General features: G+C 51.7%; 9 protein-coding genes. All 9 read left to right on the top strand.

Going from position 1 to position 16,859, the window contains the following annotated elements; all coding sequences use genetic code 11:
• Positions 1–7: 7 nt before the first annotated feature.
• Positions 8–6,403, top strand: a complete 6,396-nt coding sequence (locus GQS10_RS01770) for a CARDB domain-containing protein (RefSeq protein WP_166238400.1) — start codon at positions 8–10, stop codon at positions 6,401–6,403.
• Positions 6,404–6,497: 94 nt separating this feature from the next.
• Positions 6,498–8,315, top strand: a complete 1,818-nt coding sequence (gene lepA, locus GQS10_RS01765) for a translation elongation factor 4 (RefSeq protein ID WP_166238398.1) — start codon at positions 6,498–6,500, stop codon at positions 8,313–8,315.
• Positions 8,302–9,477 carry a radical SAM family heme chaperone HemW gene (hemW, locus tag GQS10_RS01760; RefSeq protein WP_166238396.1) on the top strand — a complete coding sequence of 392 codons (1,176 nt, stop codon included), beginning with the start codon at positions 8,302–8,304 and terminating at the stop codon, positions 9,475–9,477. The genes lepA and hemW overlap by 14 nt, the downstream gene beginning before the upstream one ends.
• Before the next feature lie 68 nt (positions 9,478–9,545).
• Positions 9,546–10,010: an N-acetyltransferase gene (locus tag GQS10_RS01755; RefSeq protein ID WP_166238394.1), complete on the top strand. Its 465-nt coding sequence runs from the start codon at positions 9,546–9,548 to the stop codon at positions 10,008–10,010.
• Between the two features lie 137 nt (positions 10,011–10,147).
• Positions 10,148–11,173, top strand: a complete 1,026-nt coding sequence (gene hrcA, locus GQS10_RS01750) for a heat-inducible transcriptional repressor HrcA (RefSeq protein ID WP_166238392.1) — start codon at positions 10,148–10,150, stop codon at positions 11,171–11,173.
• Between the two features lie 24 nt (positions 11,174–11,197).
• A complete protein-coding gene (locus tag GQS10_RS01745) occupies positions 11,198–12,751 on the top strand; it encodes a TCP-1/cpn60 chaperonin family protein (protein WP_166238390.1) in 1,554 nt (517 codons plus the stop codon).
• Between the two features lie 77 nt (positions 12,752–12,828).
• Entirely contained in the window at positions 12,829–13,485 is a 657-nt protein-coding gene (grpE, locus tag GQS10_RS01740) for a nucleotide exchange factor GrpE (protein WP_243734890.1), read from the top strand.
• A 71-nt stretch (positions 13,486–13,556) separates the two neighbouring features.
• Positions 13,557–15,401 (top strand): molecular chaperone DnaK, encoded by a 1,845-nt coding sequence (gene dnaK / locus GQS10_RS01735; protein ID WP_166238388.1) that lies wholly within the window; start codon positions 13,557–13,559, stop codon positions 15,399–15,401.
• A 163-nt stretch (positions 15,402–15,564) separates the two neighbouring features.
• Positions 15,565–16,689, top strand: a complete 1,125-nt coding sequence (gene dnaJ, locus GQS10_RS01730; RefSeq protein ID WP_166238900.1) for a molecular chaperone DnaJ — start codon at positions 15,565–15,567, stop codon at positions 16,687–16,689.
• The last annotated feature ends 170 nt before the right edge of the window (positions 16,690–16,859 follow it).

Raw genomic sequence — 16,859 nt, 5'->3', positions numbered from 1 at the left:
AATTTTTATGAATTTTTTATCTCCATATTGGGGAAACTTAGCTTCTGCTTCTGATTCTAATCCTATAACAGAGTTTGTGAGTTTAACTTATGGTGATTCAGCATCGGCAGGATATGGTGTATATTATTCAGCTAATAGTCAAATAACTTCAATATCAGTTTCTATTACAAAAGACAAAAAAATAATCGATAAAGTAGAAGCTGTTAAGGGAATCGATGGACAAGAAGTTGTTGTTGGAACAATTCAAGATGCGGTTGGAGAAGCATCTTGGTCGGGTACATACACTAGCAATGGTAATGCAAGAGTAGTTAAGTCAGAAGGAAATTCTAATGCACCTACTTATTTTGCTTGGTATCGTTATAGTAATACAAGTTCAGATAAAAGCTGGTTTGCTAATGAAGGTCTTCCTACAGACCCGAAACGTTGTGAAAGTTCTGAAACTGAACTAATTGACGGTGTTTCTATGCCTAAGTTTCCGGGGTGTACAGCGACAGTAAATTTCCAAGTAAACCGTACTATTGCTTACACATTAAGTGATGGCAGAGAAGTCCCATCAACTGTAGTTAAGGTTAAAGATTTTAGTCGAGTTAATGTTAATCCTAATGTCCCGGTACCCGGACCAGAAGGAACATTTGGAGTAAGTGAAGACGACCGTTCAAATAATCCCATTAGTAATCCGGTAATCTCGCAGATTTCGTCAGATAATACATCAACTTTTTTGTTGAAGTATCAGCAAACTTTTAATTCATACCCAAGATATGATGATATTTCTTATAATTCAAACACAGCAATAAAACATTTACCTGCTCCTGGGGCTAGACTTATGGTTTATTTCGGTAGTTTCTCTTTCGATATCATCGGTGAAACCTACGAGCATCCAAACAGGCTAAGAATAACCTACAAAGATGCACCACCGAATTTGCCTCCTGATCTCGGAATAGTGGGATTAGTTCCAGAAGCTTCTTGCTTAGCGGAAAATGTAATCGCAAGCTATAAACTTACTTTTGAAAACAGTGGGACCGCGTTCGAAAAATCATTCAATATCCAAGTAAAATATAACGGATCAATCATAAAAACATACACCTATGCCGGAATGACCCAAGGACAAAGGATAACCGAAACGTTCACGCAGCCAACAGGGGCTGCAGGCACAAAAAAATTCACCGTTATCCTCGATTCCGGCGGAGCGCTTACTACAGAAGCCAGCAAGGCCAACAATACAAAAGAACTTTCTTTTGATTTCAAGACCTCCTGTGCCGACGAACCGCCAGACAACGGGCCGGAGAAAGTAACTGCGGATTTCAAATTCCAATACCCGCAAATTGAAATCGGCGACTCCAATTGGATCATGCCACAAAATACTGGTGTTACCGGAGGCAGTGGCTGCGCAATAAAGGAAATAAGCTATACCATATCCCAAAACGGGAACAGCATTACTAAAAAATCATCGGGCTTATTTACCGAGCAAATTGCAACTTTTGCGCCATCGCCCGCCTTTATTACAACCGGAATGGTAACCGTTACGATGGAAGTAACCTCCACCTGTGGAGGCAAAGCGACAGCAGGGCCGAAGACATTTACGATCATAGCCCCCGCTAGCTGTACATCTTCCAATTCTGCACCGCAGTTTCAGGCAGGTTGGTTTGCATGGGGAGATCGAAGCTCGTGGGAGCCTAAGCAGCAAATAGCTTTAAATATGGAGGTGTGGTTAAGAAACTATTCCAAACCAGCGTTAGAGGAGGGAACTAAAGAATATCCATACGATCCGGACGGAGACCCGTTTATCATGACATGGGATTTCGCGGGTTCAAGCAGCTCGTGGATCAAGTTTTACGCAGAAGAATACGACTTGTGGGAACATGAACCAGATGGGCATTTTATCCGCTGGAAAGCAACTGAGCTTGGCTCACACAAAATAAAAGTATCGGCCATGGACGTCTGCGGAAACAAGACGGAACGAACGGTATCACTCGACGTCGTGCCGCCAAATCCCGTACCGATCATTTCAGCTCCTAGCACTGTTATAGAGAATCGGCCGTTTACACAAGAAATTCACGGCAGGAACAGCTACAGTCCGGCAGGCAGAACCATTGTAAATTACCTATGGCAAAATAAACAAACCGTTTACACAACGCCTGGGCAAGAAACAATCAAGCTAGACGTTATAGACAGCGCTGGCTTGAAATCATTAGCCCCAGCCTCTCATACGTTAACGGTTATGCCTGATCTGCCGCCTGAGCCGAGGCTGGAATACAATACGTTAGGCTTAAGGGCAAGAGAGTTTACGTTCAAAGATACTTCCTTTAGCCCTGACGGTGACAGCATTGTAGAACATACGCTAACGCTTCGCTTTGACTCCAACAATAACGGCAGCTTCGATGATGAAACTAGCCATCCTATTACATTGGATGCCAACAACGAATTTGTACTTACTCCAACTCATGTAGGTAAATTTGCAGTCGATATTTTCCTGAAAGAAGATTGGGGGAAAACAGGGTACAAACGGTTTCCGTATGAAATTATCAACGATGCACCTTATGCGGATTTTTATATCCGTGGCCTAACGTATACGCCGCCAACGATTGAAACCCGAAAGTTTACGGCAAATGAAATGCTCACAAGTGCGGAGTGGAAATCAACCAGCCCGAGACAGGCCGCAGCCAATAAAGATTATATCTACAACGCTCAAGAAGAAGCCTTGCAGACCTATGATAATGGTATTTCCAGCTTTCGAGCGGTTGACTTAACCAATCAAACGAAAAGTAATCTGTATTGGTATTGCACTAATAACGTAGATAATGGTTGCTCCCGTCTTTATGAAATGGTAACGCCAAACCTATTCTCAACAAGGGGAGGATTTGTTAAATTAGACGCCCCCACACGCGGAAAGCCGATCGTTATTTACGATTCCATATGGAAAGATATTGATTATGAAAACGATCTGGCATGGACATACGATTACGTAGAACGGGTCGAAGGCTTGTATTACTATAAAAATTGGGCAAATAAGTTATATAGGATATCAGACATTCAACGTTCTACAGAAAATGCTAATTTTACCGCTCAGCCGCTGCAAAGCTACACTCATTATTCGGGGTATCGAAATGATTGGGCACCAAATCCTGCACCGACAGGGTGGAAAAATCCGCCTGCAAAGGCTGATCCCAATACAGGGACGATTCCCTATACTTGGGTGCGCGTCGACAGAGAGGATGGGACTTCTTATACCCGAAACACCGTTTCTACTCCATACCAAACTGATAGGGAAGGAAACACATTTAACGTTTATTGTTACTCGGATTATGCAAACAACAATTATGAAAACTGCCGGTTGCAAAAGTATACTTCGCAAGGAGCTATGATTTTTGATTCACCTGTTCTAACTTCAAGTCAAAGACTAGATATATGGATGACAACTAGTTTTATTGGTTCATTGCATCATGTTTCTTCAAATAACAAGTATTTAATATGGAGAGACATGTCTTCATTCAAGGTAATTGACAATACAACAGGTGCATTAGTACATAACATATTCCCAGCTTACCGTGGGCATCTAGGGTATGTTGGAAAGAACGGGGATACATTGGTATTTACGAAATCTACCACCAAGGCAATCATTGAACACGATGAAGATGAAGAATATATTTTTGGATTTGAGCTTTTAATTTATAACAGTGAAACAAATCAGTTCTATACACACACTTTTGAGGATGCACGAACGTATAATTACTTCGGATATTCAGAAGGGATCGACGCGACTCTCACTGCTGACAATAAGATTATGGTTGTTACAGGGAAATACCAAGTATTTACGTTTGATTTGGAAGGGAATATGATCCAGAGCATTCCCGGTAGTAATTACTTTTTAGCGGGACTAGATAGCGCAATCCTTTCATCGGATGGACAATTCAGAATTACTCGATCAGACGATTCAGACGATGATGATTATTCGGTAACTGTTACTACTCTAGAGGGCCAGTATGATTCGTTAACCGCAAATGCAGCGACATTCGGCCAGCTTTATCATGATCAGTTAACGGCTTCGAACGGGACGCTGCAAATGAAGCTTAAATTCAATTACGAACCGTTCACATCGATGCAGACAACAGGGATCAGCTTCCGAATGCAGGACAACCAAAATATGTACCGTTTTGAGCTTTCCACGAAGAAAGCAAGGCTCGTAAAAATCGTGAATAACCAAAGGACAGTTTTAGCGGAAAGTGATTATAATTTCGGCTACCGTAAATACCGTGATGTAAAAATCAAAATCAATGAGGGCAGGTTTACCGGATATGTAGACGGTGTTCCTGTTGTCACTGGCAATGACAATGAGTTTACAACCGGAAAATTCGGTCCTTATTCCGAGCTGAAACATACGTTGTTCAAAGACTTCTTGCTTATAGCAACGACAAGCAATGACAGCTATGTACAAAATACAGCTATTGTAGGAACGACATTTGATTACATCACGAACTACAGCGATTTAGAAAACGATCCGATGAAACCAGAAGGAACCAAATGGACGTACCTGCATACGAACCCTGAAAAGTTCTTGCCGCAGGATGATGGGTATTACGGATTGTCAGCCTACCATAATCAAACCGTTCAAACTCCAAACCCGATTATGGATAAGGTAGGGATTTTCCGTTTCGGTTATCAGGTACAGGATGATCCAACTGGGGGAGATACACGGTTCAATTCCTACAGCAAAGTCTCGGATGTGTTCTGGCAGAACGTTACGATCCACCGCAGACCCATTGCCAGGTTTACTTTAACGGAAAATGCAGATCACACGATCCGCTGGAATGATACAAGCTATGATCCGGATCGCTGGCTTTCCAGCGCCATATATTCAATGGAGCCAACCGGCATCAACTATGGAGCAACGCAAGGTATTATTCAGCGAAAGTATATGTACATAACACCAAGTGGTCAGTCGTTCACAGGGCAGCTCCGTAGGCCTGCGGAAGCAGGTACATATACCGTTTTCAAAGCGGTTATGGATGAGTACGGAGCGTGGTCCGAATGGTACGAGCAGTCCATCCATGTAACGATTCCGGTGCTTAATGCACCGCCTACTGCCATACTCACGTTTCCAAGCGGAGCCATTAACGATCCAACCTATGTAAATTCCTTAAGGCCGGAAATCATGTGGTCGCAAACCGACCCTGATCCGGAGACGGTTTTTGCTCAATTCCAAGCCGTCGTCAAGGATCTGAACGGTGTTACGATTCAAGATTCCGGCATTCAGGATATGGGAACCATTGCGGCAAACTGGACATGGCAAATGACGTCTTCCCTTCAGCTGGGGCAAAAGTATCAAGTGCAGGTTCGGGTAAGCGACGGTCGTGATTGGTCGGCGTGGTCCAATGTCGGCTGGATGGTGACGAACCGACCGCCAACTGCGTTTATGCAATCGCCGGATGGCTCGGCGGGTAACCCAACGCTTTTCACGGAGCTAAGGCCAGCCTTGCGATGGAACCAAACCGACCCGGACGGGCTGACAGAGTTTGCCGCTTATGAGCTTGAAATCTCGAATGAGGACAATACAAGGCTCGTTTACACCTCGGGCCAGCGCATGCAAAGAACAACGGCCGCGGAAATGATTTTTGTCCCGGATGTAGATCTTCCGGTGCGGCAAAAGCTCAGGGTACGAGTCCGCGTCCATGACGGGATGGTGTGGTCGGAATTTTCGCCGCAGACGTGGTTCATGATTAACCGGGGACCGATCGCAGAATTTACGTGGAGTCCGGAATCGGTTTGGGAAGGGGACCGCGTCACGCTTATCAATCTCTCGACGGACCCGGATGGCGATCCGCTTACGGCGGAATGGACCATTGTTGATCCAAAGGGTGGGCGGACAACGGCGCATAACAGCTGGAATGCAAAGGAGCATTTTAGCGTGATTGGAGAGTACGAGGTGACGCTGACGGTGTCGGACGGCTTGGCGGTATCCGCCATAACGAAACGAATGCAAGCCAAAGAACTGACGTTGTGGGCCGACGTGCTGCATACGCCGCAGTGGCTGGCGATTCATGAAAAAGCCGGACACGAAACCGCATCGCCGCCTAGAGACTTTTACAGCGGTGAAGTGCTGGTGCTGCAGGCGCTAACCTCGGAGGCTCCGGTGCAGCGACTGACGGCGAAGCTGGCTGCGGAGGCGCGTGACGGCTCGTCAATCAATGCGGAAACGGAGCTCGCTCCGTCATCGGGATCTGCGATTCGCTTCGGCGGGGACCTGCACGATCCTGCATGGCTGGAGCACGATACCGGCATCAAGGATGGGTTGACCGGGATGGAGTTTACCGTGTATTACCAGAATGGCGTGGTGAAGCGTACGATGGTGCCGATCAGGCTGATCGGAAGCGCATTAAAAGCGGCAGGGGTGCACCGCGTGCAGTAGGCATTTGGTGGGCCCAGATAACGGGTCATTGATGGGGCCGCTTCATATTTGATATAATGAAACGTATTTAAATCGTGAAGTGGTGAGGTTTTCAATGACAGACGCAAACAAACGTCAAAGTAAAATTCGCAATTTCTGCATTATCGCTCACATCGACCATGGCAAATCGACCTTGGCCGACCGTATTTTAGAATATACTGGGGCACTGACTTCCCGTGAAATGCAGGCTCAGGTGCTCGACCAAATGGATCTTGAACGCGAGCGGGGCATTACGATTAAGCTGCAGGCCGTTCGTCTGACCTACAAGGCGGACGACGGGGAAGAGTATGTGCTTAACCTGATCGATACACCGGGACACGTCGACTTTACGTACGAGGTTTCGCGCAGCTTGGCGGCCTGCGAAGGCGCGCTGCTTGTTGTCGATGCCGCGCAGGGCATTGAAGCGCAGACGCTGGCGAACGTGTACCTAGCGCTCGATAATAACCTGGAGATCGTTCCGGTTATCAACAAGATCGATTTGCCGAGCGCAGAGCCGGAGCGGGTGAAGAAGGAAGTCGAGGACGTGATCGGTCTCGACGCCAGCGATGCGGTTTTGGCTTCCGCGAAGCAGGGCATCGGCATTAAAGAAATTTTGGAGCAGGTCGTGCAAAAGATCCCGTCTCCATCGGGCTCGGACGATGAGCCTTTGAAGGCGCTCATCTTTGATTCGCACTATGACCCTTATAAGGGTGTAATTGTATATGTCCGTGTTATCGACGGCTCGGTAAAGTCGGGTACAAAAATTCGTTTCATGGCGACGCAAAAGGAATACGAGGTTATCGAGGTCGGCGCGTTCAAGCCGAGAATGACCATCGTAGACGAGCTGCAGGCCGGCGATGTCGGCTTTATCGTAGCGGGTATCAAGAACGTGAAGGATACCCGCGTCGGCGATACGATTACGGATGCGAAGCGCCAAACGGCCGAAGCGCTGCCGGGCTACCGCCGCATTAATCCGATGGTATTCTGCGGACTGTATCCGATTGAATCGAGCGATTACGACGATCTGCGCGAGGCGCTCGAGAAGCTTGAGCTGAACGACGCGTCGCTGCGCTACGAGCCGGAAACATCGCAGGCGCTTGGCTTCGGCTTCCGCTGCGGCTTCCTCGGTATGCTGCATATGGAAATTATTCAGGAGCGCATTGAGCGCGAATTTAATATTCCGCTGATCACGACGGCGCCGAGCGTTATTTTCCGCGTGACGATGACGAGCGGCGAGACGATCGATATCGACAACCCGGATAAAATGCCGGAGCAGCAAAAGATCGAATATATCGAGGAGCCGTTTGTAAAGGCGTCAGTTATCGTGCCGAATGATTTTGTCGGAGCGATTATGGACCTATGCCAAAACAAGCGCGGCGAATTCGTCGATATGCAGTACCTCGATACGAACCGCGTTACGCTGAAGTACAACATTCCGCTGTCGGAGATCGTCTATGACTTCTTCGATCAGCTGAAATCACGGACGAAGGGGTATGCGTCCTTCGATTATGAGCTTTCCGGCTACAAGCGCTCGAACCTTGTGAAAATGGACATTTTGCTCAACGGGGAAAAGGTGGATGCCTTGTCCTTTATCGTTCACCGGGAATCGGCGTACAACCGCGGCCGCATTCTCTGTGAAAAGCTGAAGGAGCTCATCCCGCAGCAAATGTTCGAGGTGCCGATCCAGGCAGCGGTCGGTCAAAAGATCGTGGCGCGTGAAACGGTTAAAGCGATGCGCAAAAACGTTCTTGCCAAGTGTTACGGCGGCGACATTTCGCGGAAACGGAAGCTCCTGGAGAAGCAAAAAGAAGGCAAGAAGCGCATGAAGCAGGTCGGCAACGTTGAGGTGCCGCAGGAAGCGTTCATGGCGGTGCTGAAAATTGACGAAGACTAAAGCTAGCGAAGCAGCATACCGCCAGCAGCAGGCGTCGGCGGTGTACATTCATATTCCGTTTTGTACGCACAAATGCCATTACTGCGATTTCAACTCCTACGCGCTGGAAGGACAGCCGGTCATGGCTTACCTGGAGGCGCTGGAGCGGGAGATGGAGCTGACGGTGAAGCAGCATCCGCCGGAAACGGTTGAAACGATTTTCGTCGGCGGGGGCACGCCGACGGTGCTGACGCCGGAGCAAATGTCGTATTTCTTGCATACGGTGCATACGTATTTTCCGAATAAGGCGAATGACTTGGAATTTTCGATGGAAGCGAACCCGGGGACAACCGATCTGGAGAAGCTCCATGCGATGAAAGAGGGCGGCGTAAACCGGATCTCGTTCGGCGTGCAGTCGTTCGACAACGGCTTATTGCATGCGATCGGCCGCATCCATTCGACCGACGAGGTCTATCAGAGCTTGGAAAATGCCCGGAAAGCGGGCTTTTCCAATTTATCGATCGACCTGATGTTCGGGCTGCCGAAGCAGACGGTCGAGCAGGTGCGGGACAGCGTGACCGCCGCGCTTGGTCTCGAGCTTCCGCACTATTCGCTGTACAGCCTCAAGGTCGAAGAAAATACGCTGTTTCACAGCTTGTACCAGAAGGGCAAGCTGCCGCTTCCGGACGAGGATGCGGAGCTGGAGATGTACCAGCACATTATGGGCCGTCTGATCGACGCAGGTTATCAACATTACGAGATTAGCAATTTCGCCAAGCCTGGCTTTGAAAGCCGCCACAATTCGATGTACTGGAAAAACCGGGCGTATTACGGGCTGGGCGCCGGTGCTCACGGGTATATCGAAAGGCAGCGGCACGTCAACATAAAGGGGATTCAGCCCTACATCGACGCGACGAAGCAGGGACTGCCGGTTTTGGAGCAGTTCGACATTTCCCGCGAGGAAGCGATGGAGGACTTTATGATGGTGGGTCTGAGGCTGCTTGAAGGCGTCTGCGAGGCGGATTTTGAGAGGCAGTTTGATTGTTCGTTCGAATCGGTTTTTGCGCCGGTGCTTGAGCGTTTACTCCAGCAGGAGCTAATCCAAAAGTCGCCTGAAGGCTATCGGTTAACTCCGCGCGGTCTGCTGTACGGAAACGATGTATTTGCAGCGTTTCTCGGCTAAAATAGTTGTTGCGAAAATATACACCCTGTTGTATATTTATTCGTATCAATTGACCGGGCGGTGGGAACATGATGACAACAAGACAATGCCGGAAGGCCGAAGAAACGGACCTGGATTTTCTGGTGGAACTTATAAACGGATATGCACAAACGAGCATCATGCTGCCCCGGTCCAGGGAAACACTGCAGCAGCAGCTTGACACTTTTTTTATCGCCGAATACGACGGTGCCCGCGTAGGCTGCGGAGCGTTAACGCGTCTAGGTCCTGATTTGGTAGAAATCCGCTCGCTAGGTATCATTGACGGCTACAAAGGAAAAGGCATCGGGTCGATGATCGTAAAGGCTCTGATGGAAGAGGCCAAGCGGCAGGGAATTCCGAAGGTGATGGCTCTCACTTATGAGGTCGCCTTTTTTGAACGAAACGGGTTTGAAGTAGTGAATAAAGAGATTTTTCCAGAGAAGGTTTGGAGAGATTGTATTCACTGCAAAAAGCAGCACTGCTGCGATGAAATTGCGGTGCTCAAACGAATATAAATCGGATGCTCCGATTCCTGCGAAACGGCTGGACCTGACTTGACATCAGGCCAGTCGTTTTGGTATTTTTAGAGTAGTTTAGCACTCCTCTAAACGGAGTGCTAATGACAGCGAAGGCAGACAAAGGAGGAGTAGCCGTGTTATCCGAACGCCAACGACAAATTTTAAGCATCATTGTGGAAGACTACATCCGATCTGCCGAGCCCGTCGGTTCGCGCACCATTTCCAAACGCGAGGATGTGACTTACAGTCCGGCTACGATCCGCAACGAAATGTCGGATTTGGAGGAGCTCGGCTTTTTGGAGCAGCCGCATACTTCCGCAGGCCGCGTGCCGTCGCATAAAGGGTATCGTTATTATGTGGACCATTTGGTTCAGGTGAACAAGGTTACCGAGGATGAGCGTACGCTGATCAAGAGCTTTTTCGCTGAACGGATCAATCAGATTGAGCAGGTGGCGCAGCTTACGGCAACGACGCTGTCCAATTTAACGAATTATACATCCATTGTGCTGGGGCCCGAGGTGTTTCATACCTCGCTCAAGCATATTCAATTTATACCGCTGAACGATTCGAAAGCGGTCGCCATTCTGGTGACAAGCACAGGTCATGTCGAGAACAAAACGGTCACTCTTCCGGAAGGCATTGCGCCTAGCGATGTAGAGAAGGTCGTGAATATTTTGAACGCCAAGTTGACCGGCGTGCCGCTTTATCAGCTGCGCTCAAAGCTGTACAATGAGATCGGCAGCGAAATTTCCCGCTATGTCTCCCGCTATGAAGAGCTCATGGCGATGGTAGAGAGCGCCCTTCAAGGCGGTGAGGTGGACCGCGTGTTTTTAGGCGGGACGACGAATATTTTGACGCAGCCGGAATTCAAGGACGTGGATAAAGTTAAAACGATCCTGGATCTGCTCGAAGAGCAGCGCCGCGTGATCGATTTGATATCTACCTCGGAAACGGGGCTTCGGGTAAGAATCGGCACCGAAAACATGGTGGAGGCCGTCAATTCCTGCAGCTTGATCACGGCGACCTATTCGGTCGACGGAAAAAATTTCGGGACGCTCGGGATACTCGGGCCGACCCGAATGGATTATGCCAAGGTGATGGCGCTGATCGATTATTTTTCCAAGGATTTGACGAAGCGGTTTGAACGCTGGTATAAATAAAGCCGTTGGAAAGGATAGGCAATGATGAGCCAAGCGAAGGGGCAAGGCGAAGCGGATGAACGCTATTCGACGCTGCTGAACAACGCGGGGGCGATCCGCGCGATCTGCTCCGCAGTGGAAGGCACGCTCGGTCCGAAGGGGCTCGATACGATGCTGGTCGGTCCGCGCGGCGAAGTGATCATTACGAACGACGGCGTTACAATATTGGAGAAAATGGAAGTGTCGCACCCGGCGGCAAGGCTGCTCGTCGAGGTCGCCCGCTCGCAGCAGGAGGCGATCGGCGACGGCACGACGACGGCGACGGTCATTGCCGGGGCGCTCGTCGCCGAAGGCGCGGCGCTCGTCACGCGCGGCGTGCCTGCCGCGAAGGTGGTCGCCGGCATGGGCGAAGCGATCCGCGCTGCGCAGGAGAGCCTGCGCAGCAGGACGCGCACGATCGCCGACCTCGGCGATCCGGTGCTGCGGCAGATTGCCCGCGTCGCCGGGCGCGAGCGCGACGATATCGCCGCCCTCGTGCTGGAGGGCGCGGCGCAGCTTGGCCGCGAGCGGCTGAGCGACGACGGCTTCGTCTTTGCCGATTGCGTCGCCGCCAAGGAAAAGGCGGCGAGCGAGGTGTGGCCCGGCCTGCTGCTCGGGCATAAGCTGCCCGGGCACGCGTGGGTGCGTGAGCCTACAGGACGCCGCGTGCTGGTACTGGCCGATGCGCTGGAGCCGGAATCGCATGGCGAGGAGGCGCTGGCCACCGAGGCCGGGTTCCGGCTGCACCTGGAGCAGCGAGAGCAGTTCCGCAGCGATCTTGCGAAGCTGCAGGAGCTTGGCGTCGGGCTGGTCGCGCTCGACCGCGGGGCGGATCCCGAGGCGGAGCAGTTTTGCGCCGACCACGGCATCCTGCTGCTGACGCGCGTGCTGCGCAAGGAGCTGCAGCGGCTCTGCGAGGCGACGGGCGCGCTGCCGCTGAAGAAGACGGCGCTGCGCAAGCCGCCGGCCGCGCTCGCGAAGGCGCTCGGCACCGCCGAGAGCTTGTCGTATGACGACAAGCTCGAGCGGGTGCGCCTCGCCGGCGCCGCCGGTCACGGCCGCTTCGTCAGCGTCGTCATCGGCGCCAGCACCCGCGAGGTCGGCGCTGAGCTCGCGCGCATCGCCCGCGACGCCGCTTCGGCGGTGCAGGCCGCCGTACGCGGCGGCTACGTGCCGGGCGGCGGCGCGCTGGAGCTGGCGCTCGCGGCCGACGTCGAGCGGTTCCGCGCGCAGCAAACCGGCATGGAGGCCTTCGGAGCCGAAGCCGTGGTGCATGCGCTTCGCAAGCCGATGGCGCAAATCGTGACGAACGCGGGCTTTAATCCTCTGGAGAAGGTAGAGGAAGCGCGTTCCGCCCAGCTTGCGGAGCAATCCGACGAAATCGCCGTAGATTGCGACACAGGCGCCCTTATGAACTGTGTAGAACGCGGCGTCATCGACCCGGCCGAGGTGAAGCGGCATGCTCTTCAGGCCGCCACGGAAATCGCTTCGGCGGTATTGCGCATCCATACCGTCGTCAAGATGAAGGGACATTCCGTGAACGTGAACGAAACGGAATAATGAATCCGTTGGCCGGGCAAGAAGTTGGAAATAACTGAGATATAACGAAATGTATTTATATAAGGAGGTGAATGAGGTTGCGTCAGCACAAAATCAAGTCTTACATGCAAGCGGCAGATCAAGGCCGTACATACGGACAGACCGACGAACCTACCCAAGAAGCTGCTCAAGAGGAGCAGGTTATCGATTCTATGGAACAAACGAATGAGGCGGAAGCCGTCGATTCGTCCGTATCCGGAGAAGCTCGGGCTGAAACTGTCGAGGCGGGAACTGAGTCCCCGGAGCAGCAAGAAATCAAGCGTCTGCAGCAGCAGGCCGATGAGAACTACCAGCGTTACCTGCGCACACAGGCGGATTTTGATAACTTCCGCCGCCGCACGCGCCAGGAGAAAGAGGACTTCGCGAAATACGCCTCCCAAAAGCTGATTGAGCAGCTGCTTCCTGTCGTCGACAACTTTGAGCGGGCGGTTACCGTTTCGAAGAACGGCGGAGATACCGATTCCTTGCTGAAAGGCATTGAAATGATCTTCCGGCAGATGGAGCAGCTCTTGGATAATGAAGGCGTCAAGGCGATCGAATCGATCGGCCAGCCGTTTAATCCGGAGGTGCATCAGGCCGTCATGACCGTTGAAACCGATGAGCATGAGGCGGGCACCGTCGTTGAAGAGCTTCAAAAGGGCTACATGCTTAAAGATAAAGTTATTCGCCCGGCCATGGTGAAAGTCAGCGGGTAACCGCATTGGAATTGTAAAATATATTACATCTGTGAAAATTTGTGTTCATCCTTAAGGAGGGTAACGTTAACATGAGTAAAGTAATCGGGATTGACCTTGGTACGACAAACTCCTGCGTAGCGGTTATGGAAGGCGGAGAAGCCGTCGTTATCCCTAACGCGGAAGGCAACCGTACGACCCCTTCGGTCGTCGGCTTTAAGAAGGACGGCGAGCGGATTGTCGGTGAAACGGCAAAACGCCAAGCGATCACGAACCCTGACCGCACCGTAATTTCAATCAAGCGTTACATGGGTACGAACCACAAGGAGCAAATCGGCGAAGAAGCCTATACTCCACAAGAAATTTCGGCAATGATCCTGCAAAAGCTGAAGTCCGACGCGGAAGCATACCTCGGCACTTCGGTAACGCAAGCGGTTATTACTGTTCCAGCGTATTTCAACGACGCACAGCGTCAAGCAACGAAAGACGCGGGCAAAATCGCCGGTCTTGAGGTTCTTCGGATCGTCAACGAGCCGACGGCAGCTGCGCTTGCATACGGTCTCGACAAGCAGGAAGAAAACCAAACCATCCTCGTTTATGACCTTGGCGGCGGTACGTTCGACGTTTCCATTCTGGAGCTCGGCGACGGCATTTTCGAAGTAAAAGCGACGAGCGGCGACAACCGTCTCGGCGGCGACGATTTTGACCAAGTGATCATCGATTATTTAGTGGCGGAATTTAAGAAGGAGCAGGGCGTAGACCTTTCCAAGGATCGTGCAGCCGTGCAGCGCTTGAAGGATGCAGCGGAAAAAGCGAAGAAAGAGCTCTCCGGCGTATTAACAACGACGATCTCGCTTCCGTTTATTACTGTTGTGGACGGCGTGCCGCAGCATATGGAAGTCAACCTAACCCGTGCAAAATTCGAAGAAATTTCCGCTGACCTGGTAGAGCGTACACTTGGCCCGACTCGCCAAGCGCTGAAGGACGCAGGTCTTTCCAGCAGCGAAATCGATAAAGTTGTTCTTGTCGGCGGTTCCACACGGATTCCGGCGGTTCAAGAAGCGATCAAAAAGCTGATCGGCAAAGAGCCTCATAAGGGCGTGAACCCGGATGAAGTGGTTGCGCTCGGCGCAGCAATTCAAGCGGGCGTTCTTACGGGGGATGTGAAGGACGTCGTTCTGCTTGACGTAACTCCGCTCTCCCTCGGTATCGAAACAGCAGGCGGCGTGTTCACAAAGATGATCGAGCGCAACACGACGATCCCGACAAGCAAGTCGCAGGTATTCTCGACTTATGCCGACAACCAAACGAGCGTAGAAATTCACGTGCTGCAGGGTGAGCGCGCGATGGCAGCGGATAACAAGACGCTGGGCCGCTTTATCCTGAGCGACATTCCACCGGCGCCGCGCGGTATTCCGCAAATCGAGGTTTCTTTCGACCTTGATGCGAACGGTATCGTAAACGTTTCTGCGTTGGATAAAGGTACAGGCAAGAGCCAGAAGATTACGATTACCTCTTCCAGTGGTTTGTCCGATGAGGAAATCGACCGCATGATGAAGGAAGCGGAGTCTCATGCTGAAGAAGATCGCAAGCGCAAAGAGCTGGTTGAAGCGAAAAACCAGGGCGATCAGCTGGTATATACCGTTGAGAAGACGATCAAGGATCTTGGCGACAAGGTAGACCAAGGGGAAATCGACAAAGCGAACAGCGCGAAGGAAGAGCTCAAGAAGGCGCTTGAAGGCACCGATCTTGATGCGATCAACAAGGCGACCGAAGAGCTTTCGCAAATCGTTCAGCAGCTTTCCGTGAAGCTATACGAGCAGGCTGCTCAAGAGCAGCAGGCACAGGGCGGCGACGCAGCGGGCGGAGAGTCCGGCTCCAAGGCCAAAGACAATGTTGTTGACGCGGATTACGAGGTCGTTGATGATAAGAAATAAGAAAACCGCCAGCATGGTTGCTCAGAGATGAACGGCCGCGCTTCTAAGGCTGGTTTTCAAGTGAACCGTACACCATAACCGGAAGTCAAAGCATGGAAAAGATGATTTTCCCGGCTTTGACTTTCGTTTTGCAATGCTTACGACGGGGGTGGATGAAGAGACCATGGCGAAACGTGATTATTATGAGGTGCTGGGGGTCGGCAAAGACGCCTCCGCGGACGATATTAAGAAGGCATATCGAAAAATGGCCCGGCAGTACCATCCGGATGTGAACAAGGAAGCCGATGCGGAAGAGAAGTTTAAGGAAGCGAAGGAAGCTTACGATGTGCTGAGCGATGACCAGAAGCGGGCGACTTACGACCGCTTCGGCCATGTCGATCCGAACCAAGGCGGCTTTGGCGGCGGCGGGTTCGGCGGAGGCGGCGATTTTGGCGGCTTCGGCGACATCTTCGATATGTTCTTCGGAGGCGGCGGCCAGCGCCGTAACCCGAACGCGCCGCAGCGCGGCTCCGATCTGCAGTATACGATGACAATCGAGTTCAAGGAAGCGGTCTTCGGCAAGGAAACCGACCTGCAAATTCCGCGCACCGAGGAATGCGGACGCTGTCACGGCAGCGGCGCGAAGCCGGGAACGAAGCCGGAAACGTGTCCAACCTGCCATGGCTCCGGCCAGCAGGAGGTTGTTCAGAATACGGCCTTCGGTCGTATCGTAAACCGCCGCGTATGTTCGACGTGCAGCGGGCATGGCAAGCTGATCAAAGAAAAGTGCGGCGAATGCCATGGCTCCGGCAAGGTAAAGCGTACGCGTAAAATCCATGTGAAGATTCCGGCGGGTGTGGACGACGGAGCACAGCTCCGCGTCAGCGGCGAAGGCGAGATGGGCGTACGCGGAGGCCCTCCGGGAGACCTGTACATCGTCATCCGCGTGAAAGCACATGACTTCTTCGAGCGCGAGGGCGACGACATTTACTGCGAGGTGCCGCTCACCTTTGCGCAGGCGGCGCTTGGCGATGAAATCGAGATCCCGACGCTCACGGAAAAGGTGAAGCTAAAAATTCCGGCCGGCACGCAAACCGGCACCTTTTTCCGCTTGCGCGGCAAAGGTGTGCCGCGGCTTCGCGGAACGGGCTCCGGCGACCAGCATGTGCGGGTAACGATCGTTACCCCGACCGGCTTGTCCGAGGAGCAGAAGGATTTACTGCGCGAGTTTGCCAAGCTTGGCGGCGAGCATACTCAAGAATCGCAATCGTTGTTTGAGCGATTCAAGAAAGCATTTCTCGGCGACTAATGGAATCGCCGATTTGGCATAGCTTCGTTATAACCGGACACAGGCAGCTGCTGCTTGTGTCCGGTTTTTTACGCTTCCCTATTTTCTAAACATGGGCATCCTCCTGTTTTCTCACTCAGAACCCCCCCTTTTTTTTTTACATTGGACGGCGCCTTGAAAATCCCATCTGT

The organism is Paenibacillus turpanensis (assembly GCF_011421635.1).
GTDB lineage: Bacteria > Bacillota > Bacilli > Paenibacillales > YIM-B00363 > Paenibacillus_AK > Paenibacillus_AK turpanensis.
The sequence above is the reverse complement of the archived record's forward strand: the minus strand, read 5'-3'. Positions and strand labels throughout refer to the sequence as shown.

Coding starts and splice junctions, on each gene's coding strand:
- GQS10_RS01770 (WP_166238400.1), top strand. CDS start 8: ATGAATTTTTTATCTCCATATTGGGGAAACTTAGCTTCTGCTTCTGAT.
- lepA (WP_166238398.1), top strand. CDS start 6,498: ATGACAGACGCAAACAAACGTCAAAGTAAAATTCGCAATTTCTGCATT.
- GQS10_RS01755 (WP_166238394.1), top strand. CDS start 9,546: ATGATGACAACAAGACAATGCCGGAAGGCCGAAGAAACGGACCTGGAT.
- GQS10_RS01745 (WP_166238390.1), top strand. CDS start 11,198: ATGAGCCAAGCGAAGGGGCAAGGCGAAGCGGATGAACGCTATTCGACG.
- dnaK (WP_166238388.1), top strand. CDS start 13,557: ATGAGTAAAGTAATCGGGATTGACCTTGGTACGACAAACTCCTGCGTA.
- dnaJ (WP_166238900.1), top strand. CDS start 15,565: ATGGCGAAACGTGATTATTATGAGGTGCTGGGGGTCGGCAAAGACGCC.